The organism is Mycoplasma sp. HS2188, from assembly GCF_025209835.1.
Lineage (GTDB): Bacteria > Bacillota_I > Bacilli_A > Mycoplasmatales > Metamycoplasmataceae > Mycoplasmopsis.
This window is the reverse complement of the sequence record NZ_JAOAOI010000007.1, coordinates 1-24,041: the sequence shown is the minus strand read 5'-3', so window position 1 is coordinate 24,041 and position 24,041 is coordinate 1. Positions and strand designations below refer to the sequence as shown.

The following is a 24,041-nucleotide window of genomic DNA, read 5'->3' as shown; positions in this document are numbered from 1 at the left end:
AGTTATGTTTTATTTTTGGCGAATAAATTGTCTCGAATTTCAGTCAATGATGTTAATGTTATTTCACCTGATGCTTGACTAACATCTAAAATTATTCCGTTTAACTCAGCAATTTTATAAGGTGACTTAGCGATTAACGATTGAATAAAAGCTGAATTTTTAAACGCATTGTTACCCACTGTGGTCAATGCTGGTGCATCAAATTGATTCAAGCTCGAAGTATCTTCAAACGCACTTTCTCCAACACTTTTTAGGTTTGCAGCTGATAATTGTGGCAATAATGTACAGTTTTTAAAAGCCTCGTTTTCAATGCTTGTTAATAATGGCATATTAACTTCTGTCAATGATGAACAGTTTTTAAACACTGATGAGTTAACGCTAGTTAAGTTTGGGAAGTTAGCTGTTTTTAGGCTTGTATTAAATTCAAAAGCCGAGTCCCCTAAATTAACTAGTTTTTCTGAACTAACGGCCGTTAGTTTTTGGTTTCTATAAAAAGCCTTTTCTCCTATTGATTCAACATTAGGCATTTCAATCGTTTCTAAATTGATTGCATCGGCAAAGGCAAATTCGCTAATTGTTTTCGCTTTAGGAATTCTTACATTTTTCAATTTTTTAACTTTGTTAAAAGCATGATCTTTAATAGCTAGCACATTATCTAATTCTATAGATTCTAAATTCGGAAGTTTTTCAAACGAACTGCTTTCCACTTCAGTAGCACTTGGAACAATAATGTTGATTAAACTATTCATTCCTTTGAATGAGTTGACAGATATTTCTTCAACTGCTCCTGTATTTACTTCAGTTATTCCAGTATTATCAAATGCCGACTCACCTAAAATTTTTATTTTAGGCATATTTATGGTCACTAAATTTGTAGCATTTTGGAATGCACTATTACCAATGGTCAAGGCATCTGGTAATGATATATTTGTTATCGCATCTGTGTTTTTAAAGGCTTCAGGAGCAATTGTTATTACGTTAGGGACAACTAAATTTCCACTTGCTTTTTTCCCATCTAACAATATACCGTTGTATACACTAATTCCTTGATCGTTTCTAATGTCTTCGATAAATTGTGTACCTGAAAATGCGTCCACGCCGACTGATTTAATTTTTGGTGTTTCAACATTTTTTAATGATTGCATATCTTTAAAGGCATTATCTCTAATTTCGATAACTTCAGGCATATTAATTTTTTTAAGTGATGTCCCATCAAACATTTCACTATTCACCACATCAACCATTCCGGTGTTAAACTCTGTTATTTTAGTGTTTTTAAAAGCATAAAAACCAATTGAATTGACTTTGGGCGTCACAACACTTGTTAAGTTTGACGCATTTTCAAATGCACTTGCTCCAATTTGTTTTAGCTCTGGTGCTGTTATTTCGCTTAACCCTTTTGCGTTGGCAAAACTTTGAGTTCCGATTTTTTGTAGATTGTTCGTGTTAATTTTAGATATTTTTGAGTTAGCAAAAGCTCCATCCTTAATTTCCAATAAATTTGGTGATTCTATTTGCTTAATTGATGAATTTCTAAACGCATATTCCATAATTGCTTTTAATTTAGGAGCATTTAAACTTACTAATTTTGATGTATTTTCAAAGGCGTTTTTTCCCACTATACCAATTTTAGGAGCATTAACATTCTCTATCGAATCAAGAGTGCTAAACGCAAACTCTGGAATAATATTTGTTTCTTTCAATTCAATTTCTTTAATTTTGCTAAAATTTTCTCTATTTTCAATGTTTTTAAAAGAAATTGGTTCTGATAATTCTCATCTTATTTTGTCTAATTTATTGTCAGTTTTTGTATCAATAATGTAATACACTCCATCTTGCAACTTATATTTAAAATATTTGTCAATATTTTGTTTATTGATAGTATTTTTTTCTTTTTTGTCATTACAACTAACTGCAATAATAGGGAACAATGTCATAGAAGACAACCCTATACTTAATATAAATTTATTTTTTGTTTTCATCTTCATTTCTCCGTTTTAAAATATTATATTTTCCCCTATTAAAAAGGTTTACTTTTTTATGTGTTAGTACTGAAAAAACATATTTTTTATGGAAATTTTATATAATTCATCAATAAGCACAAATTAATTTTCGGGGGATTATATGTGGTTAAAATATAGAAAAATTTTAAATTCAAGTGTTTTATTATCTATCGGTTTTGTTCCTGCTTGCACAATTTCGTGCGTTAATAAAAATTCTAAAAATGAGACTAAAAATGATGATGAGTTTTCGTATGTAGTAGAGTTTGATAATGATACGAAAAACCTTAAAAAAATCGATCTCATTGTAGAGTCATTAAAAGATGCTTTTCAAATGAATGATACACAAAAGAATAGATTTGGGGCTCTTTTGTTGAATAATGATATTGACCTATGATGTTCGTATAGCGACTTTGTGGTTTTAGGAACTCAAACAGGTAAACACCCTGACTGAAAACATTATGATAAAGATAAAGATGTCGTCTTAACTTTAAAAGACCCAGAATTACTGAAAGGTTATCAAATTGTTAGTGCATCCGATCCTTTTTGAGTTAATAAAGATGGAGTCCAAAAAACGAATTTAAAACTTGATTATAAAGTTAAAATTTTGAAAAAATATGTGGCGAATGAGAAAAATAAAGTTGATATTGAATTAACTTTAAAATATAAGGTTGCCAAATATGTTGATTTTGGCGAAATTCCATTGTCAAATAATTCCACAGAAACAAAGATAATTATTAATAATATTGAGCAAATTAACAATAAACCAGACAATAATGAAATATCAGAAGAAGTTAAGGATGTAAATAGTTGAGCAAAAGGTATGCTTGATAAATTTATGATAAACCCTATCTCTGACCTCGATGAATTGCGAAGAGAATTTTTAGCAAATAATTTGGACATATATTACGATTTTGAGAAGTGTGCAATTATTTATAAAATTAAAAACACACCACTAGATTGAAGAAATATCACTGATAAAAACGTTTTGTTATCTTGAAAGAGCAACACAATAATCCTGGTCGAAACATGAGATTAATGAATGAATCCAAATATACATACGGGTCGAGTAACCGAGTTAATGCACAGCTAACATATGATGTTACGCAGATTGAAAACGGTAAAATAAGATTGGATATTCGTTATAAAGGCGTCAAAATTGATGGTCAAACAAAAATATTTGGCAGCGATATTAATCATTTAATTTTTGAAATTTAGATAGTTAATCAGATATAAAATTATGAAAAAATAGCATTCATAAAATGTTATTTTTTCTATTCGCTATTTTTCTAAACTTAGAGTAAATAATTTGACACCATTGTCAATTAGCAAAAACGTGCCTGTAAGCACTTTTTTTAATAATGTGATGCAATAGATAAATATCCCCCCTAACGTTTTGAAGTCAAATTTATCTAATATTTTGTATTTTAGTTGTCAAAATGATAAGAAAAAATAGCCCGCAGGCTATTTAAAATTAGTAATTAAAGTTTAGATATGTACGAATTAAACTAATTCGATAATAGCCATTGGTGCCGAGTCACCTTGACGTGAAACAAGTTTGTAAATACGAGTGTATCCACCATTTCTTTCAGCGTATTTAGGTGCGATTGTTGAGAATAAGTGTTTTAAAACGTTATCTGAACCTTCAACAAGAGTTGGACGTAAGAAAGCTGCAGCAGCACGACTGTTTGCTAGAGTAGGATTTTTTGCTTTTGTGATAAGTTTTTCTGCGTGACGACGCAATTCTTTAGCACGAGTTAGAGTTGTAGTAATACGACCGTGAGCAAATAATTCACTTACTAAGGTACGCATTACACCTTTTCTTCATTTAGTATCACGACTGTAAATTTGTTTTGGATTAGCCATTATTCTTCTCCTTTAGTTAATTCATAATCGAATTCTTTTAATTTAGAAACAATTTCATCTAGAGATTTTTTACCTAAGTTTTTAGTGTTTTCTAATTCTTCATATGTCATAGCAGCAATTTGCGATAATGATGTTTTACCAATTTTTCTTAAAGCATTTAATGAACGCACTGAAAGATTCAATTGTGAAATATCTAAATCATTTTCTTCTTTTTCAACTTCTTTTTGAACTTCTTCTTTTTTGAAAATTGAATCTACAACCATGTCATCAACATTACCCACTATTTTAAAGTGAGCTACTAAAATTTCACATGCTTGTTTGATTGCTTCTTTAGCACCAACTGTTCCGTCAGTAGTGATATTAAATTCTAGTCTTTCTTCAATTTCGTTTGAAGCAGAGTTTAATTCACTCACTTTGTAGTTTACATTTTCAATTGGGCTGAAGTTAGAGTCAGTTGCAATCAAAATTCCTTTTTTGATATTTGATTGAATTTGACTTAAAAAGTTTGAAGTTGAAATAAATTTTTTGTTTTTATCGCTTGGTAAATAACCACGTCCAGCACGAAGGAACATTTCTAAGTGTAAACTTCCTTTAGCACTGATTGTTGCTAAGTGAACTGATTTGCTTGTAATTTCGATATTTGAGTTTACTACTTCAAGGTTTCTCGAAGTCACAGGACCAGGTTGGTCAGCTTTTAAGACAACCTTAATGATTTCATCATCATTAACTAACTCAGGTTTGTATTGGAATTTAACTTTACGTAAATTCATTAATAATGTAGTAACATCTTCAACTACACCATTCATCACTTCAAATTCATGTTCAACATCTTCGATTTTAACAGCACATAAAGCTAAAGAGGTAATGTTTGACAATAACACTCTTCTTAACGCAACACCTACTGTTTGTCCAAAACCTCTTTCTAGAGGTTGTAAGGCAAAAGTTGTTGTATTAGCTTCTTTGGCGTTTGAATTTAAATTTTCGACTTGAATGTAGTCAAGTTTTGCCATTTTTTCCATATTTTCTCCTTCTATTTTATTTGTTTCTATCTCATTTTTTCACGTTTAAGAATACGTTTTGGAGGTCTTGTACCGTTGTGAGGTACTGGTGTAACATCCTTGATTTCTGTAACGGTAATTCCTGATACTTCGATTTGTTTACGAGCAGCATCTTTACCAGCTCCTAAACCTTTTAGTTCAACTCTAACTGTTTTCATACCACGTTCTTTAGCTAATTCGGTAGCAGCTTGAGCAGCTAAACCAGCAGCATAAGGGGTTTTTTTCTTAGAACCTTTGTAACCGATAGCACCTGATGATGATCAAGCAACTACATTACCTTGTTCGTCAGCGAAAGTAACAATTGTATTTTGGTTTGTTGAGTGAATGTGTGCAACACCACTAACAACTAATCTTTTTTTAGATTTTTTAGTTTGTTTTTTTGATATAGCCATTATTAACTCCTATTTTTTCTTCCCTGCAACTGTTTTTCTTGGACCTTTACGTGTACGAGCATTACTTTTAGTTGATTGCCCTCTTACAGGTAAACCTTTACGGTGTCTCATACCACGGTAGCATTTGATTTCCATTAAACGTTTGATGTTTAATGAAACTTCACGGTGTAAATCACCTTCTGTTTGGTATTCTCTTGCTACTTCACGAATTGCTGATAATTGTTCTTCAGATAAATCTTTAACTCTAATGTTTTCGTCGATATTTGCTTTTGCAAGTATTTCTTTTGATCTTGTTAAACCGATTCCGTAAATGTATGTTAATGAAACAACAACACGTTTATTGTTTGGAATCTCTATATTTAAAATTCTAGCCATTAATCTTCCTATCCTTGTCTTTGTTTGTGTTTAGGTTGTACACAGATAATTCTGATAATTCCTCTACGTTTAATAACACGACAATCTTTACACATTTTTTTTACACTAGCTCTTACTTTCATATCTTCTCCTTATTTATGACGGTAGATAATACGTCCTAATTGTAAATTGTAAGGACTTATTTCTACGTCTACTGAATCTCCAGGTAATATTCTGATGTGATTTACACGCATTTTACCTGATATGTGAGCTTTAATTACTAAACCGTTTTCAAGTTCCACTTCATATTCATCAGTTGAAAAAGCTTGCTTGACTACGGCCTTAAATTTAATAGCATCTTTTGCCATTTAAATTCCTTTCGTTAATATTACACCCTTGCCGTCCTTTATTAGTACAGTATGTTCGTAATGAGCATTGGTTAAACCGCTAGCGCTAACAACAGTTCACTGATCTCTCTTTACTTTAATTTGGGCATTTTTTTGCATAACCATTGGTTCAATGCAAATTACCATGCCATCAACTAATAACGGACCTTGTCCTCGTTTACCATCATTGTAAACATCGGGATCTTCATGAACATCGAAACCGATGCCATGACCGCAATACTCCGAAGGGGTATAAAATTTGTTTTTCTTGATTACTTGGCCAACAGCATAACTAATGTCGCCGACTCTAGCTCCTGGTTTAATAGCTGCTACACCAGCCTCAAAAGCCTCTTTAGCCACTCTAATCAATTTTTTATTTACAGGCGAGATATCGCCAACACCTTTTGTGAAGGCGCTATCACTATTCATTCCGTTGTAGTTGCAACCCATATCGAAAGAAACTATATCTCCGTTTTTCAATACGTAGTCACTCGGAATCCCATGGATCAATTCTTCGTTTACAGAGATGCAAGCGGTAGCGGGAAAACCGTATAAACCTAAAAATGCAGGTTTAGCACCTCTCTTAACTGTTTCATTAAAAGCAATTGTATCCAGTTCTTTTAATGAGACTCCTGGTCTTATGTGGTCATAAACAACTTGCTTAACCTCGGCCAAGATTTGACAAGATTTGATAATATCCTCAATTTGTTTTTGATTTTTTATATGTATCACCTTGCCTCCTGCAATATTGTTATATTCAATATAACGTTTTATATTTTACCAAAAATTTATAAATTTATCATTATTTTTTGCTATTTTTATTTCAGTTCGAAAAATATCTTAAATTTTGATTATTTATCGCGGTAAATAACATATCATTTTATAAAGTAATAGTGGAGGTGAAATGAAAAACAAGCGTAAAAAAATAATAATTGCAGGTGTTGTAAGCGGTGGCTTAGCAGTAACTGCAATCGGGCTAGGTTTAGGACTAGGCTTAGGATTGAAATCTCGTGATAATAAAGATAAAACTATTGTTCTAAAAATTGAAGGTTTAGTTGATGCTAAAAGTGGAAAAACCGGTTCATTTAACACAACAAATGGTCAAGAACTAACCTTAAAGTTAGTTGTTCCTTCTGGTAAAAAAATTGAAAGTTTATTGGTTGATGGAATTGATAAAAAGTCAGAAATTGTCAATAACACATACACATTTACTCAGGAAAATATCAAAGAAATAAAAGCAGTATATACTGATTTGACCTTTAATGTAAGCACAACAAATAACTTAATTTTATTGAACGATAATATTGATCTAGGATCAGTTAAATATGGTCAAAAATTGGAATTTTCAATTTCAAATGATGAAAACTTATCTATTGAATCACTATTGATTAATTCGCTTGAAAGCAAAGATTTAATCAAAAATAATCGCTTCAGTGTTGTGATTGAGGCAAACACGGAAATTAACTTAATTTTATCTAATTCGCAAAAACAAAATACAAGTGAAAAAGAAACAGTTGAAGACAATAATGTGTCAAATACTACTCCTGATTCAGCTAATACTGGCGAGCAAATAGATAGCGAAAAAAATGAACATGAAGAAAAAGAAACAATTAAAGACAACAATGAGTCAAATACTAGTTCTGATTCGAATAATACTGGCGAACAACTAGATAGCAATAACAACGAGCAAGAAGAAAAGGAAATTGAATCATATATAAAATTAGTTGGATTTGAAAGAGATAACATTACTACCCACGTTGGTAAAGAAGTTGTGACAAAATTGGTATTACCTAAAAATTCTACCTTGACTTCTTTAATGTTAGATGGAGTCGAAAACATTGATAATGTAGTTAACAATACCTTTACATTTAACGCAACTAAACAAGCACACGAATTGATTGCTGTCTATGAAGAAAATAAATATTCTTTAACACTGGGTGCTAATTTAAGTGTGAATGATATTGCGGACACAAATAAAATAAGTTTTGGTCAAAATGTTAGTGTTAATATCAATGTGCCTGAAGGCAAAGAGATAAAAGCATTGATTGTGAATGGTTCAAATAGAAAACGTTTTGTAAAAAACAATGTTTACTCATTTTTAATGCGTAATAATACTGAAATTTCTGTTGAATTTAAAGATTTAGTTAAAGCAAAAAGCACTTATTCAATCGATTTAGGTGATAATTTATACATTAGTGATTCTGTTGACAAAAATCATTTTACTGAAGGTGATCAGGCATTAATTTTTATTGACGTGCCTACAAATAAGAGAGTGACAAATGTTAAATTAAATGGCAACGTTATTGATGTTGACACTTCTAAAGGAGTATTTAAATACCCAATAACTCAAAACTCGACTTTTAGTGTCGAATTCGAGCATTTACAACAGACAAATACTATTTATGTTATGGGTGATAGAAAAATTGTTTCTCCTAATGGTACAGATTCGTTTAGACAAACGCAAAAAGACAATTATCTTTTGTTTAAAATAAATATTCCTGAAGGTCAAGAGGTTAGTCAAATTAGCGCTAATAATTCACCTATTGATCCTGATGATATAGTTATGGATGGCAATTTTGCCTCAATTAAAATCAACACGCAACTAAGTTATTTTTCTCTGCAAGTTAGTTTTAAAGAAAAAGTGATCATTCCAGCCGATAAAAAAGAATTAGAAAAAACAATTCGCTTAGCTGAACAAAAACGTGATTCGGTTACATACCGAAATGAAGAAAATCAAACATACAAAAGTGAATTTATTGCTGCTTTAGAACAAGCGAAAAATATTTGAAATAGTAATGAATCTACACAACAACAAATTGATGATGCCAGAGAAGATCTTTCACAAAAAATGGATAATTTGAGTGGTGTATATTCAATTAAATCAGTTGAGTTTAAAAACATAACTGCACGTGAATTGCTTTTAGTTAATCCAGATGGAACTACTAAAAAAGTCGCTTCCTTAAGTGCAAATAACATTGATCCTAATAATTTTTTGGTCAAAATTGTTGACGACAATTTTGAAAATTTAATTCCAGTAAAATCTATTGAAAAAGTTGGCGATAAATACAAAATCACTTTAAATCAAGATAATTTAGTGTCGTTCAATAGTCAAAATGATGTGGCGGAAACATATTCGTTCTTCGTTGATGAAATCAGTGAACAAGCAAACGTTTATACTGATTTTAATACATTAATTGCTGCTATTAAACAAAACCCTAGCGGTACATTCCTAATTGGTTCTGATCTGTTTGCCAATCCAATTGAAGCAGAGCAATATATCGATATTGATTTTAGCGGTACTCTAAGAAGCGTTGATGACAAAAATTACTCAATCAATAACTTGAATAAACCACTATTCAACAAAGTAACAAATTCATCAATATCAAATTTCAAAATATTGAATTCAAATGTTGTTTTAAATAGAGACGGTGGTATTTTAGCTAAAACAATTCAAAACAGTGATATTACTAAATTATTTATTGAGGGTAATGTTACATTTGTACAAAATTCTATAGATTCATCTTCAGTTGGTGGACTAAGTTCAGTGTTAATTGATTCATCAGTTACAAATAGTGTTTTAAAAGTAGATTTAAACATAACTTCTGATGATAAAAATGGTCAATATTTTGCTCTTTTAGCTGCTAAAGCAACTAGCCCTAATGCTTTAGATAAAAAGATAGAAAGAAATTATATTTCAGGTCGAATAAACGTCAATAATAATACTCAATTCCAAAACACTAAACTAGCTCAAATTATCGGTATTATCAACAATGCTGAAGCAAGTTCAAATATTGTTGACGCCAAAAATCAAAATATTGATTTATTTGCTCAAATTTCGCGTTCAGAAACTTCAGACAATAAAATAATTTCTGAGCAAAATTCAGATACTACAATTACACTTGAAAACGCAAAAAGATTATTAAGATCGTGGGGTATAGATTTAGAGCCCCTTGCTAATGATGATTTTGATACCGTAGATTATTCAATGCTACCTGACTATGATTCATCTCGTCAAGTAGCGTACGAGAATATTGCAAAATTAATGTCTAATTTTGACAGAAATACTATTGTCAAATACGGTAATTTAGTAAGCACTTCTGATCTTTTATTCAGTAAAAAAATATACTCACTAATGCCAATGCACGGCGATCAATTTGTTTCTAATTTATATGATAAAGATAGCATTAATCGTCTTTTTGTTAAATTTGATGATGGAACCTCAACAACTTACAATCTAGCAACACCAACAAGGTTTGAACAAAGCGATTATTACGAATATCGCCTAGGCGCTGATTTAATTTATTCACCAAATCAACACTTGAATTTAAACGATCAATTAGTTAACGATATTGTTGCCGGCCTAAGTGGTCTTGATATTCATGCAAACGATTTTATCCAACAAGTGAAATTAGATGAATATAACAATAAAAACAAAGAAAAATTCAATACTTCTACTGAAGAAACAATGAAAGCGTTGTACTTAGACTCATCATTTGCTGAAATTAAATCACAATTAAGTGATGTTGTCAAATCACTACTTGCTAACTACCAAAATAGCGATTACAATAATGAACAAATAGCAAAAGTTATCAAGAAAAAAATTCTTGATAATAAAGTAAAAATTATGCTTGGTTTAGCCTATATTAATCGTTTATTCAATATTAACTTCGGTGAGTTTAATATTAGAAAAATAATGTTATTTAACCCTAATTTCTATAATAATTCAATTAAAAATATTGATTTCTTAATTGAAATTGGTTCATTGAATTTTGAAGAATTACTAATTAGCAATAACTTTAAAACCTTCAATAAATACTTTAGTAAATTAACTAATAAAAACTTATTCGAATTTCTAGAATATAACGTTAAATTGTTCATGAACAGCACGAATATGGACGAATGATTCAAATCATCGACAAAAGCTTTTGTTCATGAAGAAAAAATGCTTTCTTATCCTGATGTTGATGTAAGCGTTTATAACCGGATTAAAAATAAAGCGACAGCAAATAGTTACATTCTACCATTGCTTAATTTAAGTGAAAATAATGTCTATATTATTTCAACTCTAGGTACACTATTCTTTGGTGGCTACGGACGTAGTATTGATGAACAATTATTGATAAATAATAAAGCTGAATACGAAAACAAAAAAGCCGAAGTAAATCAATTAATTATTGATAAATCAATCAAATATAGAAAATTTATGGAGTTAATGTACAAAATTGCCAACCCAGAAGGAAAACAACACCTTGTTAATTCAACAGCCGAAATTTTTGATGGTTATTTAATTGTTTCAAGTGTTGATGGAACGCCAGAACCACGTTTTGGTGGTCAAAAACGGCGTTGAGCTGAACGCTTCGACACACGTTACACCCCAGTAAATGATTTCTTTGGCCCAATCAATAAATGACACCCTCAATCACCACTTAAAGACTCAGCGTATGCAAATCAAAATACTAAAGTAATTAGATTTGATAGTGCTGACGTATTGGATATTGAAGGAATGGCAACTTTAACTCACGAATTAACCCACGCCTATGATCACAAAACATGATTGCAAGGTCACGAATACCGTAAAGGAATTGGTCCTGAGGCGTTTGCGCTAGGTTTATTTGAATCAATAACAAGCAATAGCTCGCCTAATTATGGTTTTAATTTTGTACTTGATTTAAAAGGTCCTGTTACCTCGAATAATAGTATTGATAGATTTAATTCAAAACAAGATTTCCAAGAATACTTAAAAGGTTTATTTGATGTAACCTACTTATTAGATGCGCTAGAAGCTGAAGTTATTTTGTCAAAACCAGTCGAAAAACAAGCATTATTCTTTAATCAATTAACTTTACACAAAGATGATTCAACAATGAAAAACCATCACGAATTGTATGGTCCCGAAGACATAAATCAAGGTTACACACACGGAAGTGATAGAGTTGTTCAACTAGATGCTAACAGTATCAAAGCGATGAATTTAACCGATGTTAATGATTTAATTGATAATAATATTATTTCTAAATTAGAAACATATGGCCTGAAACCTGGAACTAGTGATTACTTGCGTAATAATAACGATAATTACTATAATATAAGTCTATTCAGACCTATTTTTGCCGCATACTCAAATGATACAGGTGCAACTGGAGGCTTAATTTTTAGAAGAAATGTTTTTGAATTATTGGCAGAATTTGGCTGAGATAATGGGTTTGTTAATTATGCTACCGACGCATTAGCGTCACAATTATCGCCAAACGAGTTGTTAAGTGAAGATTTCGTTTTAAGTAAAATTTTCAATGGTGAATACAAAAACTACAACGAATTCAAAAAAGCTATGTTCAAAAGACGTTTAGATAAAAAAGACACAATTAGACCAGTAACGATTCGTTATAATAATCAAAATTACACTATCACAAGTAGTGAAGATATTAAGAATTTATTTAATATCGCAATCGATAAAGATATAAGTAAATTAGCACTAAATAACCGCAACAGTTTTCAATCATATGAATTGAAAAGAACGATTATTCAAGCATATAATGCGCTAACTAAAAACTTTAGAGAATCAATTTTTAAATAAGGCAATTGTGCCTTGTTTTTTTATTTAGCATTCAAGCCATTTTATACATAATTTACTCAGTTTGTGTTTTGTTGTGTAATTAGGCTCAATCAATGAAATAATAAAAATAGCATTTTAGCAATGCTATTTTTAACATGAATTTGAAATCTAATTGTTTTTTACTTTAGCTAAGACATCTTTTGCTATATCATCGGCATTGCCGTTTGCATCAACTGAAATAACTCTGTTATTTTGTTCGTAAAAGTCAAGTAATGGTTTGGTTTCATCGTGGTATATTTTTTGACGTACTTTAATTGCTTCGATTGTGTCGTCTGGTCTAGTTGCTAATTCAACACCATCTTTTTCACATTTATCACCTAATTTTGATGGCATGTATAGAACATGGTAGCTACTTTTACATTGTGGACAAAATCTTCTGCCTGATAATCTTTTTAAAATTAAATCATCTTGGGCGAAAAGTGAAACAACAACGTATTCGAAACCTTCGATGTTATCAAGAAACTGTGCTTGGTTAATTGTACGAGGATAGCCGTCTAAAATAACTTTTTTATTTTGCGACATTAATTCAGTTAATTTATTTTTAACTATTTCGTTAGTGATATCGTCAGTAACGTATTTACCTGATTTCACGATTTCAGAAACTTTAAGACCTAAAGGAGTAGCTTTAGCAATTTCTTCTCTAAAAATACTTCCGGTTGATAAATGAACAAATTCATTAGTGCTCGAAATAACAGATGCAACAGTACCTTTTCCAACCCCTGGAGGCCCCATAAACACCATATTTAGTTTTGCATTTTTCTCTATCATAGTAATCCTTCTCCATTTGTTTTTTTATTGTTTTTATCTTTTTGTTTAGTGTCTGGACCATGTTCAGTGTACACATTTTCGTATGTGATCCGATCGCTAACTTGACGAGATAATTGTTTTTGTTTAGCAAAGTGAGTTGTTTTTAATCTCGCTTTAAATTGGCCTATTGTTTCGATTGCCACCGAAACTAAAATCATAACACTGGTTCCACCGAAAGCTATGGCTGCAGGTCATTTTAAAACAATAATTTGTAAGTATTGGAATGAAGCCAGAATAATTAAGTAAAAAGCACTGAATGTTGAAAGTCTTAAAACAATGCCGAATAAATAATCTTCTGTTTGCTCTCCGGGTTGAATACCGGGGATGAAAGTTGAATTTTTAGCAAAATCTTCACTAATTTTATCGATTTTTGATTGTTGAATACCCATTAAATAACTGAAGAAAAACGTAATTACAACTAACAATGATAATCCTAGTGGTGATGTAAATTGCATATATTCGTTAATTCACGCTTTTGCTGCGTTACCCGAAGGTAAAATTCTTGCAATCATTAACGGGAATGAAATAACCATTGTTGAGAAAATAATTGGCATTATTCCACCTGGGTTTAGTTTGATTGGTAATTTACCCATCTCTTTGACGTTTCTAGATCTTCCTGCCCCTGTTTGTTGAATTGGTATGTGACGTTCAGAATTGTAAATAAGACCAACAACAAAAATAGTGATAGCAAAAACAAAAATGTAACCGACAAATTTTAATGATCCGATAAATAGAGATGATGATGAAGAATTACCGACAAAAAATGCAGTAGCTTGTCTAAATTGATTCGGTAAAGCAAACGCCATACCTGTAAAAATAATCAATGATGTCCCGTTACCAATTCCTTTGTCTGTAATTTGTTCGGCAATAAATAGTGAGAATAACGATCCTCCTATTAGAATCATAGGAACAATAAAGTAAGTTGTGGCAGTCAATGATGCTGGACCAAAGACTGGTAAAATTTCTATAAATGGATTCTCGCCTCTACCTAATGATTGAGAGAGTAATATTGCTTGTGGAAACGCAATAAAGAGAGTCAAAATTCTAGTTATAACATTTAATTTTCGTCTCCCTTGTGGTCCACTTTGTCCTAACTTATGAATCGCCGGGAATAACCGAGTTTGTAAAAGCGACATAATCAACGAAGCGTTAATAAAAGGACTAATTCCTAAGGCGACTAACGAGAAGTTACGTAATCCACCTCCACCGATAAGATTTAATGTGTTGAAAAAAGTATCTTGATTAATTAAGTCAGATTTATTGATGCGAACAAAAGGTGCACCAATTGTGGTCATTATGACATAGATTGCTAAGAAAGAGAGTGTAAATAGTATTTTTTTTGTTACTGATCTATGTTCTCAAAAATCTTTTCATCAGTGCGTAATTTTGTATCACATTTTAGACATGTTATAGCCTAGATTGTTGAAAAACTGCTTCATATAGTCCTTTCTAAGGTTTTATTTTATTGAACGATCAATAAATATTTTTAATTATACACCAATTTTTATTGAGCTTATTCGGAAGTATAAATAAATGTGTTATAGATTTCATATTATAATTTAGAATCTAATTAATTATTTAACTAATTCACAACTTTTTTCAATTATGTTTTCAATATTAAAACCATTTTTAGCATAAACTATTTCGCCTTTTGCCGATTCGCCAAAGTTTGTTGCCAAAATGGCATCAAATTTATTGTATTTACCTAATCGATACCACATAGAATCACTGCTGGCTTCGATTGCTAGAATTGGGTATTTACCAATTAAAAAGTTTTTTATTGTCTTTTCATCGTTTACTAACCACTGCAAAACAGGCACTGAGTATAAATTAACATTTATTGCGTATTCATTTACGAGTTTTTGTGCTGCCTTTTCAGCTAACATTACTTCTGATCCACTAGCAAGAATATTAATTCATTTTTTATTGTTTTCTTTAACAAATGTTTTTACCATTCTTATTGATTTTAAGTTATGGTTGAAAAATGAAATATCATAACTTTTAATGTTTTGTCTAGTGGTTATTATTGAAATTTGTTGCATCTTTTGGTTCAACGCATACTCAAATGCTGATAGCAATTCAAATTGATCACATGGTCTAATAACTAGCATATTTTGCATTGCTCTCAGCATTGCTAATTGTTCAAACGGTTGGTGCGTAGGGCCGTCGGTACCTATTAAATACGAGTCATGTGAGTAAATATTTATGGCAGGTATTTTTGAATATGCGCCCAGTCTTAAAGCACCTTTTGCATAGTCGCTAAATGCTAAAAATGTTGAAGACAAAGTCTTTAAATTTGCAGATAAATTAATACCATTATTGATTGCCGTCATCGCGTGTTCTCTGACACCATAAAGTATATTTTGGCCGTTTTGGTCAATGTTTTTACTGAATTTAACCTTTGTTGAAGACGAAACATCAGCCGAACCACCAATCACACTCCAGTATTTATTTTCTATATGATTCAATATTTGTAGCGTGTAATCTCTAGTTGAAAGATTGTTGTTGGTGAAAGCGATATCTTTTAGATCATATTTAAAATCATTTTTTATTAATTTTTTCAATTCATTTGCTTCGTTTGGATAATATTGCTCGTATTTTTTAAACAACTCGCTTCAGTGATTATATTTTTGATTTTTTTGATCTCAAAAACTTTGTGCATAGTTATATGAATCATTCTTATAGACAAATTTATCGGTTTTTGTTAGGCTCATTTTCAATTTTATTTCTTTGTTTTGTTCATCAGTGAAAATTGAGGCGTGTCCTTTAACATTGTTTTGGGCTGGTGTAAATTTGGCTATTTCAGTATTAATTTTTATGTATGTTGGACCCGAAATGTTTTTAACCTTTTCTAAAACATTTTCAATATTTTCCACTGAGGAATCAATAGAAAAAACATTGAAATTCATTGATTTAAAGTACATTTCAAAATCAATGTTATTAACCATTTTTGTGTGTGTATCTAATTGAACATTGTTTGCATCGTGTAGTAAGATAAAATTATCTAATTGCATTGTACCCGCAAGCTGTAAAGCTTCTAATGCGACCCCTTCTTGCAAACAACCATCGCCAGTCAATACATAAACCTTATGATCAATCATTTTAAACTCATTTTTATTGAATTTATTCGCTAAATATTTTTGTGCTATTGCCATCCCCACACCCATGGCAACACCTTGTCCTAATGGACCGGTAGAAGCATCTAGATATTGTAATTTTTCGTGTTCTGGATGACCTGGTGTAATTGAAGCTTCTGTGCGAAATTTCTTAATATCTTCTAAGTCAATAACACCCATAAAATGCAATATTGAATAGATTGATAAAACCGAATGTCCGGCCGATAAAACAAAGCGGTCACGGTTAAATCATTTAGGTTCTAAATTAGTGAAATTTAAATATTTGCTAAATAAAGTTTGAATTATTTCTGCTGAACCAATTGCCATACCGCTATGTCCACTCTTAGCATTTGTCACGGCATCTAAAATCAATCCACGCATATTAGCTATTAATTTATTGTCTTGTTGCATATAATCCTCTTTTATAAAACACAATAATATTATATTTTAGTTTTTGAACAACATAAAATTGCGTATTGATTAATCTTATATGGAAAATTCCGATTATGTGTATAATTTTAAATTATGATTAAAGTAAAAGATTTAGTATTTAGATATCCTGATGCAGATAGAAATGCTATTGATGGAATTAGTTTTGAAATACCAGACGGTAAATATGTTGCAATCTTAGGTCACAACGGGTCTGGAAAATCAACTTTTTCTAAATTATTGGTCGCATTGTATAAACCAAAAAGTGGTTCAATCGAAATTAACGGAACCGTAATTTCGGCTGATACTTTGCGCAAAATCAGAAAGCAAATTGGAATAATTTTCCAAAACCCTGATAATCAATTTGTCGGGGCCTCTGTTGAAGATGATATTGCTTTCGGTTTAGAAAATAAAAGATTATCTCGAGAAGAAATGAAACCAATTATCAATGAATTAGCTCAAAAAGTTGGCATGCAAGATTTTTTAACTAGAGAACCACACCTACTTTCTGGTGGTCAAAAACAAAGAGTTGCTATTGCCTCTGTTTTAGCATTAGATCCAGAGGTTATTATTTTTGATGAGGTAACATCAATGTTGGACCCATTAGGCAAAAGTCAAGTGCTTAATTTGATTCGTGAAATTCAATCAAAACGCCAAAAAACATTGATTTCAATCACCCACGATATGGATGAAGCGATTTTAGCTGATTATTGCATTGTTTTTGCTGGCGGTAAAATCATTGCGCAAGGCTCGCCGAAAGATATATTGAAAAATAAAGAAATCATTGAAATAGCTAAAATTGATTCACCTTTTATATACAAATTAAGTCAAAAACTTAAAGGCATTGAAGAAACTTATGATGAAAATGATTTGTTGGAGCAAATATGGAAATAAAAATTAATAGATTATCTCATACATATAGCCGTGGTACCAGAATGGAGTTTACTTCTCTGAAAGATGTAAGTTTGAATATTAAGCAAGGTGAATTTATTGGGGTGATTGGTCAAACTGGTTCAGGTAAAAGTACATTGGTAGAACATTTAAATGCTTTGTTACTGCCAACAAAAGGAAGTATTCGTTGAAATTTTAAAAACACTAGAAAAAACAAAAGTACTAATGCTGTGGAAAAATTTAACGATGAAATAGAACTAAAAGCATCTTGAGTAGAAATTTTATCATTCAAAAAAGGTATAAAAACTCAAATTTTTAAACAAAAAAGACTGAAAAAAGTTAAAAGAGCGAAGGAAATTAGAAAAAAAGTTGCGATTGCTTTTCAATTTGCCGAATATCAATTATTTGAAGAAACAATCGAAAAAGATATTATGTTTGGTCCACTTTCGTTTGGCGTTGACAAACAAGAAGCAAAAATACGAGCTCGCAAATATTTAAATCTTTGTGGCCTTGACGATAGCTTCTTATCTAAATCGCCATTCAGTTTATCTGGTGGTCAAAAACGTCGTGTAGCTTTAGCGGGAATTTTAGCAATTGAGCCTGACATTATTGTTGCCGATGAACCTACAGCAGGTTTAGATCCTGTTGGTGTGCAAGAAATTTTGGAAATTTTTACCAAATTAAACGCATTAGGCAAAACTATTGTTATTGTAACTCACGATTTAGACAATGTTTTACAGGTTACAAATCGTGTTTTATTGATGAAAGCCGGAAGAGTTATCAATGATGGTCCGACTTGTGATGTTCTAAGAGATACTGATTTTCTAAACAAAAATTTCATGCAGCCACCTAAAATTTTGGAATTTATTACTAAATTGCAAAAAAGAGGTTTGAGAGTTCCTAATGATATAAAAAATATTGATGAATTGGCAAACATTTTGAACAAAAAATTAGAACAGAAGAGAGGTAAATAATGAATTCTGTTATTGGTACTTATGTTTATGACAATACATTCGTGCATCGTCTAGACCCCAGAGTTAAATTAATTATCAATATTGTTTATATTGTTCTAACTTTTGTTGCATCACATTTTTTAACATTAGGTTTTCTATTCTTACCTTTATTAATTGCCTTTTTATTAGGTACTAAAAGTTTTAAAAGTGTGTTTTCGCTACTGAAAATGCCTATAATTGTTGGGATTATTGTTTTCTTTATTAACATTTACACTTTAAAAGTGCCAAATGGTAACACAGAGGCAGAAATTGCTCAACGCAATGCAATGCATGTATTTTTCTATATTACTAAATCAAAATCATATGCACTAAGTTATGCTGTGATTGCTCAAACTTTATCGTTAGTATTTAGAATTTACATCATGATAATGGTGACAACTTTATTCGTGTCAACAACTAAACCTATTTTATTAACCAAAGCCCTTGAAGACTTATTATTACCGCTAAAATTATTGTTTATTCCAACGCATATAATAGCAATGATGATTTCGGTTGCACTGCGTTTTATACCAACTTTATTGATTGAAGCTAAAAGAATAATGAAAGCACAGGCTAGTCGTGGAGTAGACTTTGTTAATGGCAAAATCAAAGATAAAGCAAAAGCCTTTACCACTTTAATAATTCCGCTATTCTCGACATCTTTCACAAAAGCGGAAGATTTATCAAATGCTATGGAAACTAGAGGCTATGACCCATACGCCAAAAGAACTCGTTATCGTTTATTAATCCCAACCTGAAGAGATCTTATTGTTTTCAGTATTGTTGTAGGATTGATAGTTTTAAGTGCCCTAATTAAACACAATGTTTTTACCCTACCACACTGATACGCAATAACTAATTTCCATATTTAATTTATTAAAACTCATTAGAGTTTTTTTATTTATTATAATGTATGTATTAATTGAAAAACGGAGAAGATATGAAGCAAAAAATAAAGCAATTAACTGAGTTGATAAATAAGTGAAATTTTGAGTATTTTATTGAAAATAACCCAAGTGTTTCTGATTTAGAATATGACAAAAAACTTAAAGAACTTGAAGACTTAGAGAAACAATATCCTGAATTTATTCATCCGCACTCACCAACGAATAAAGTGGGTCAAGGTGACAATATTTTTAATTCAAAATTCAATAAAGTTACCCACCAAAAACCAATGCTTTCACTTTCGAAGGCTTACAATTTCGATGAAATAATCAAATATATCGACAACTTGAAAAAAATGGTACCTGACGAAGAAATCAATTTTAGTGTTGAACCTAAAATTGATGGTTTATCAATAGCGCTTCATTATAAAAATGGTTATTTAATTCAGGCACTGACTCGTGGTAATGGTATTGAAGGCGAAGAAGTTACTGAAAATATAATGCAAATTGACTCAATACCTAAAATTATTGATTATACAGACAATCTTGAAGTTCGGGGCGAAGTGTTCATGACCAAGTCAAGTTTTGCTGACTTGAACAATAAAATGCTTGCAAGTGGCGAAAAAACATTTGCTAACCCACGTAACGCTGCCAGCGGTACTTTGCGTCAACTTAATGCCGAAATCGTTAAACAAAGAGGTTTAGAGTGCTATATATATGAGTTAGTAGAACCCCAAAAACACAATATTTTTAGCCAACAACAAGCTTTAAAATTTTTCGCTTCTTTGAATATACCAGTAAATCCTAAATCAAAATTAGTTGATGTTGAGGAGTTAGAAGATGAAATTGAATCTTTTGCTGAGATAAAAAACAAATTAGATTATGATGCTGACGGGTTAGTAATTAAATTAAATAATTTAACCTTTTGAGATAAATTAGGTGCAACTGCTAAATTCCCTAAACATTCAATTGCCTTCAAATACGAAGTTGAAAGTGTAAGTAGCAAAATTTTGAATATTTCAACAACTGTTGGGCGTACTGGAAAAATAACTTATGTTGCTCATATTGAACCTGTTAATTTAAACCAAACAACTGTAAGAAAAGCCACGATGCATAACTATAATTTTATTAAAGAAATGAATGTTAATATTGGTGATGAAGTAACTATTATCAAAGCCGGAGAAATTATTCCTAAAGTAATAGCTCTATTCAAGAAAAATGTTCAAGGTGTGTTTGCTAAGGCCAATTTTTGTCCTTCATGCAAACAGGCTTTAGTTGAAATCGAAGGCAATGTTGACCAGTTTTGCGTCAATGAAAAATGCGAAGAAAAAGTAGTTAATAGTATTTATCATTTTGCATCACGTCAATCACTGAACATAGTTGGGCTTGGTTTAACGACTGTTAAAGATTTATACAAAAATGGTTTTTTACAAAATATACAAGACATTTACTCATTACAAAAGCACCAAGTGGCAATGCAAAAGTTACCCCGTTATGGTGAGTTAAAAATACAAAATTTACTGAATAATATTGAAAAAAGTAAATTCAGCGATTTCAGTAAAGTTATTTTTGCCTTAGGAATCAAACATATTGGAATCAGAGCTGCTAAGTTAATTTCGCAAAAATATGGAAATTTTACACAAATTATTAATGACACAAATTTAGCAAATATTCAATTTATTGAAAATATAGGACCTAAAATATCTGAGTCATTATTGGAATATGTCTATGAAGAAAGAAATAAAGAATTAATGTTATTTTTAGACTCTATATTCACTTACAGTAATAAAAATATTGAAAAAGGCTCAAAATTGATTGATAAAACCTTTGTCATTACTGGAAAATTGACAAATAATAGAGATTACTATGTTGATTTAATTGAAAAAAATGGTGGTCATGTGGCTTCGTCAGTGTCTTCTAAAACATCATATTTACTATGTGGAGAGGATGCCGGAAGCAAAAAAGATAAAGCAATTAAGCTTAATATAGAAATTTTAAGTGAAGAAATGTTCAATAATTTAATAAAATAATTAGATGTACTAATAAAAGGGGGAAAATGAATAAAATTATTATTGCAAATTGAAAAATGAATAAAACATTCGATGAAAGTGCTCAATGATTGATTGAATTTAATAAAAAGTTTAAGAAGCGAACAAGATTAGATAAACAATATCGTGACGCAGTTGCGTCAAATGAATTTGGTATCGCTATGCCGCCAATTAATCTTGCTTCACATGTTGCTTTCAATAAAGAAAAACAATTATTGTTAGTTGGGCAGGATGTTTCAGCGTTTTATGCAGGAGCTTACACCGGTGATGTTTCGGCAGAAATGCTTAGTGAGTTTAACATTAAATATGTTATTGTTGGACACTCAGAAAGAAGAAAATACCACTACGAAACTTCAAGTGATGTTAACTTAAAAGCTAAAGCTGCACTAGAATACGGAATTACGCCTTTAATTTGTTTTGGTGAATCATTAGAAGAATATCAGCAAGGAAAATCTAAAGAAGTTGTTAAACAAAAAATAATGGAATCATCTAGAGATTTAGATTTTAGTAAAGTTATTATTTCTTACGAACCAATTTGAGCAATGGGTACAGGACATAGTGCCACTCCTGAATTTTTACACGAAATGGCCGACTATATCCGTTCTATTACATCTCCGCAAGCACGCATAATTTATGGTGGTTCGGTTAACGCAAAAAACATTAAACAACTTGCTAAAATTAAAGAAATCAATGGGTTCTTAATAGGGAAAGCAACTCTTGATATTGACACATTTTTAGAAGTTATAGCTGTTGAATAAATTAATGCTCCGGCATTATTTTATTTTGCACTTAATTGAGTTTATTACACGTTTGTATTTTTAATATAAATGTTGTCAAATAATAGTAAATTAATTTGTCTTTGATAAAATTTAATTACATACATTTAAGGAGTTAAAATGAACAATAAAATAAACAAGGAAGAATTAGCCAGAATCATTTGAGCATCGGCAAATACAGCGAGGGGAAAAATCACTCAAGAGCAACACAAAAATTTTCTCCTAAGCTTAATTTTTTATAAGTTTTTATCACAAAAACAATATATTTTTCTATCAAACCAATTGAAAGAATATGTTGAAGATAGACAAGTTAATTTAGACGATATCAATGCCTTAGATGAATCTAATTTTGACGAAGATGGTAAAAATAAAACCTTTGATTTATACCAAGAAGGTTACGAAGACATTATTGAAGCTTCAAAAATTGAATTAGGTTATTTTATTAAACCTAAATTCTTATTTGAAAACTGAGCCAACAATAACATTAAATTTAATACCGAAGCAATTACTGAAGCAATTCACTCTTTTAACGAAAATTTATCAGAAAAAGGAGAAATCAGATCGCTTTTTGAAGGTGTGTTTAACGCCTATTCTAAAGATTTATATAAGCTAGGGGACTCACCTCGTGAAGCCACTAATTATTTAGTTTTAATTTTGGATTTAATTAAACAAATTCCTGTTGATAGACAAGATTTTGACGTTTTAGGCTTTATTTATCAATACATGATTGAACAATTTGCCGGTGAAGCAGGTAAAAAAGGTGGGGAATTTTTTACTCCTTCTGAAGTATCACAATTAATGTCTGAAATTGTAGCCCGTCATTTAAAACATCGTCAAAATATTTCTATTTATGACCCAACATCAGGGTCAGGTTCATTGTTGATTAGACTGGGAGATATGTTTGCTAAATACTCAAAAACTCAACATAAAGTAACATATTATGCGCAAGAGTTAAACCCAGAAACCTACACAATGTCAAGAATGAACTTAATTATGCACGGAATCAACCCTGTTGATATACACGTACGAAATGCTAATACATTAAAAAAAGACTGACCGTTCTTTATTAAAAACAATGACGAATCTTCTTACAAATTGAAAATAGTTGACGCAGTTGTAGCCAATCCTCCTTACTCAATATCTTGAGAACCTGAAGAAGCTGAAGGTGATCCAAGATTTATTGAATATGGTTTAGCGCCTAAGGCAAAAGCCGATTATGCTTTTGTGCTACACAGTTTACATCACTTAGAACGTGAAGGAATAATGACAGTTGTTTTACCACACGGAGTTTTATTTAGAGGTGGTAACGAAGGTAAAATTCGTAGAAAACTAATCGAAAACGGCTATATCGATACCATTATTGGTTTACCAGCTGGAATCTTTTTTAGAACTGGTATTGCAACAATAATTATGGTATTGCGTAAAAACC

Annotated in this window: 20 protein-coding genes; 9 read left to right on the top strand and 11 right to left on the bottom strand. The window is 30.9% G+C overall.

Features of this window, described 5'->3' with window-relative positions; genetic code table 4:
• Positions 1 to 2: 2 nt before the first annotated feature.
• Complete coding sequence (locus N1F73_RS02745; RefSeq protein WP_260360015.1) at positions 3 to 1,982, bottom strand: leucine-rich repeat protein; 1,980 nt, start codon at positions 1,980 to 1,982, stop codon at positions 3 to 5.
• A gap of 142 nt (positions 1,983 to 2,124) precedes the next feature.
• Here N1F73_RS02745 and N1F73_RS02740 point away from each other — a divergent pair, with 142 nt between their 5' ends.
• Entirely contained in the window at positions 2,125 to 3,039 is a 915-nt protein-coding gene (locus tag N1F73_RS02740) for a hypothetical protein (RefSeq protein ID WP_260360014.1), read from the top strand.
• The gene (locus N1F73_RS02735) at positions 3,039 to 3,218 is read left to right on the top strand and encodes a hypothetical protein (RefSeq protein WP_260360013.1); all 180 of its coding nucleotides are present in this window, start codon (positions 3,039 to 3,041) and stop codon (positions 3,216 to 3,218) included. Before N1F73_RS02740 ends, N1F73_RS02735 begins: the two co-directional genes overlap by 1 nt.
• A 285-nt stretch (positions 3,219 to 3,503) precedes the next feature.
• On the opposite strand, the gene rplQ is transcribed toward N1F73_RS02735, so the two are convergent.
• The 7 genes from rplQ to map are packed head-to-tail and all read right to left on the bottom strand — an operon-like array spanning position 3,504 to position 6,788.
• On the bottom strand, positions 3,504 to 3,866 hold the full coding sequence (gene rplQ / locus N1F73_RS02730; protein ID WP_260360012.1) for a 50S ribosomal protein L17: 363 nt from the start codon (positions 3,864 to 3,866) through the stop codon (positions 3,504 to 3,506).
• Positions 3,866 to 4,885 carry a DNA-directed RNA polymerase subunit alpha gene (locus tag N1F73_RS02725; RefSeq protein WP_259290427.1) on the bottom strand — a complete coding sequence of 340 codons (1,020 nt, stop codon included), beginning with the start codon at positions 4,883 to 4,885 and terminating at the stop codon, positions 3,866 to 3,868. Before N1F73_RS02725 ends, rplQ begins: the two co-directional genes overlap by 1 nt.
• A gap of 26 nt (positions 4,886 to 4,911) precedes the next feature.
• On the bottom strand, positions 4,912 to 5,310 hold the full coding sequence (gene rpsK, locus N1F73_RS02720; protein WP_396888609.1) for a 30S ribosomal protein S11: 399 nt from the start codon (positions 5,308 to 5,310) through the stop codon (positions 4,912 to 4,914).
• Positions 5,311 to 5,325: 15 nt separating this feature from the next.
• Positions 5,326 to 5,691, bottom strand: coding sequence for a 30S ribosomal protein S13 (gene rpsM, locus N1F73_RS02715; protein ID WP_259290425.1), 366 nt, complete (start codon positions 5,689 to 5,691; stop codon positions 5,326 to 5,328).
• An 8-nt stretch (positions 5,692 to 5,699) separates the two neighbouring features.
• Entirely contained in the window at positions 5,700 to 5,813 is a 114-nt protein-coding gene (gene rpmJ / locus N1F73_RS02710; protein WP_259290424.1) for a 50S ribosomal protein L36, read from the bottom strand.
• Between the two features lie 9 nt (positions 5,814 to 5,822).
• The gene (infA, locus tag N1F73_RS02705; RefSeq protein ID WP_259290423.1) at positions 5,823 to 6,038 is read right to left on the bottom strand and encodes a translation initiation factor IF-1; all 216 of its coding nucleotides are present in this window, start codon (positions 6,036 to 6,038) and stop codon (positions 5,823 to 5,825) included.
• Positions 6,039 to 6,788: a type I methionyl aminopeptidase gene (gene map, locus N1F73_RS02700; RefSeq protein WP_260360005.1), complete on the bottom strand. Its 750-nt coding sequence runs from the start codon at positions 6,786 to 6,788 to the stop codon at positions 6,039 to 6,041.
• Positions 6,789 to 6,960: 172 nt separating this feature from the next.
• On the opposite strand from map, the gene N1F73_RS02695 reads away from it, so the two are divergent.
• A complete protein-coding gene (locus tag N1F73_RS02695) occupies positions 6,961 to 12,630 on the top strand; it encodes a ZmpA/ZmpB/ZmpC family metallo-endopeptidase (protein WP_260359995.1) in 5,670 nt (1,889 codons plus the stop codon).
• Between the two features lie 147 nt (positions 12,631 to 12,777).
• On the opposite strand, the gene N1F73_RS02690 is transcribed toward N1F73_RS02695, so the two are convergent.
• From N1F73_RS02690 to N1F73_RS02680, 3 genes are all read right to left on the bottom strand, one after another.
• On the bottom strand, positions 12,778 to 13,437 hold the full coding sequence (locus N1F73_RS02690) for a nucleoside monophosphate kinase (RefSeq protein ID WP_259290420.1): 660 nt from the start codon (positions 13,435 to 13,437) through the stop codon (positions 12,778 to 12,780).
• The gene (gene secY, locus N1F73_RS02685) at positions 13,431 to 14,882 is read right to left on the bottom strand and encodes a preprotein translocase subunit SecY (protein ID WP_260359993.1); all 1,452 of its coding nucleotides are present in this window, start codon (positions 14,880 to 14,882) and stop codon (positions 13,431 to 13,433) included. Before secY ends, N1F73_RS02690 begins: the two co-directional genes overlap by 7 nt.
• A 168-nt stretch (positions 14,883 to 15,050) precedes the next feature.
• Positions 15,051 to 17,003, bottom strand: coding sequence for a transketolase-like TK C-terminal-containing protein (locus N1F73_RS02680; RefSeq protein WP_260359991.1), 1,953 nt, complete (start codon positions 17,001 to 17,003; stop codon positions 15,051 to 15,053).
• Positions 17,004 to 17,117: 114 nt separating this feature from the next.
• Between N1F73_RS02680 and N1F73_RS02675 the strand changes: the two genes are divergently transcribed.
• The 6 genes from N1F73_RS02675 to N1F73_RS02650 all read left to right on the top strand — a co-directional run.
• A complete protein-coding gene (locus N1F73_RS02675) occupies positions 17,118 to 17,915 on the top strand; it encodes an energy-coupling factor transporter ATPase (RefSeq protein WP_259290417.1) in 798 nt (265 codons plus the stop codon).
• Positions 17,906 to 18,886 carry an energy-coupling factor transporter ATPase gene (locus N1F73_RS02670; protein ID WP_260359990.1) on the top strand — a complete coding sequence of 327 codons (981 nt, stop codon included), beginning with the start codon at positions 17,906 to 17,908 and terminating at the stop codon, positions 18,884 to 18,886. The genes N1F73_RS02675 and N1F73_RS02670 overlap by 10 nt, the downstream gene beginning before the upstream one ends.
• A complete protein-coding gene (locus N1F73_RS02665; protein ID WP_259290415.1) occupies positions 18,886 to 19,776 on the top strand; it encodes an energy-coupling factor transporter transmembrane protein EcfT in 891 nt (296 codons plus the stop codon). Before N1F73_RS02670 ends, N1F73_RS02665 begins: the two co-directional genes overlap by 1 nt.
• A 68-nt stretch (positions 19,777 to 19,844) precedes the next feature.
• A complete protein-coding gene (ligA, locus tag N1F73_RS02660) occupies positions 19,845 to 21,818 on the top strand; it encodes an NAD-dependent DNA ligase LigA (RefSeq protein ID WP_260359987.1) in 1,974 nt (657 codons plus the stop codon).
• Between the two features lie 26 nt (positions 21,819 to 21,844).
• Positions 21,845 to 22,594, top strand: a complete 750-nt coding sequence (gene tpiA / locus N1F73_RS02655; RefSeq protein ID WP_259290413.1) for a triose-phosphate isomerase — start codon at positions 21,845 to 21,847, stop codon at positions 22,592 to 22,594.
• A gap of 138 nt (positions 22,595 to 22,732) precedes the next feature.
• Positions 22,733 to 24,041 (top strand): type I restriction-modification system subunit M (locus N1F73_RS02650; protein ID WP_260359984.1); only part of this gene is annotated, 1,309 nt, incomplete at its 3' end.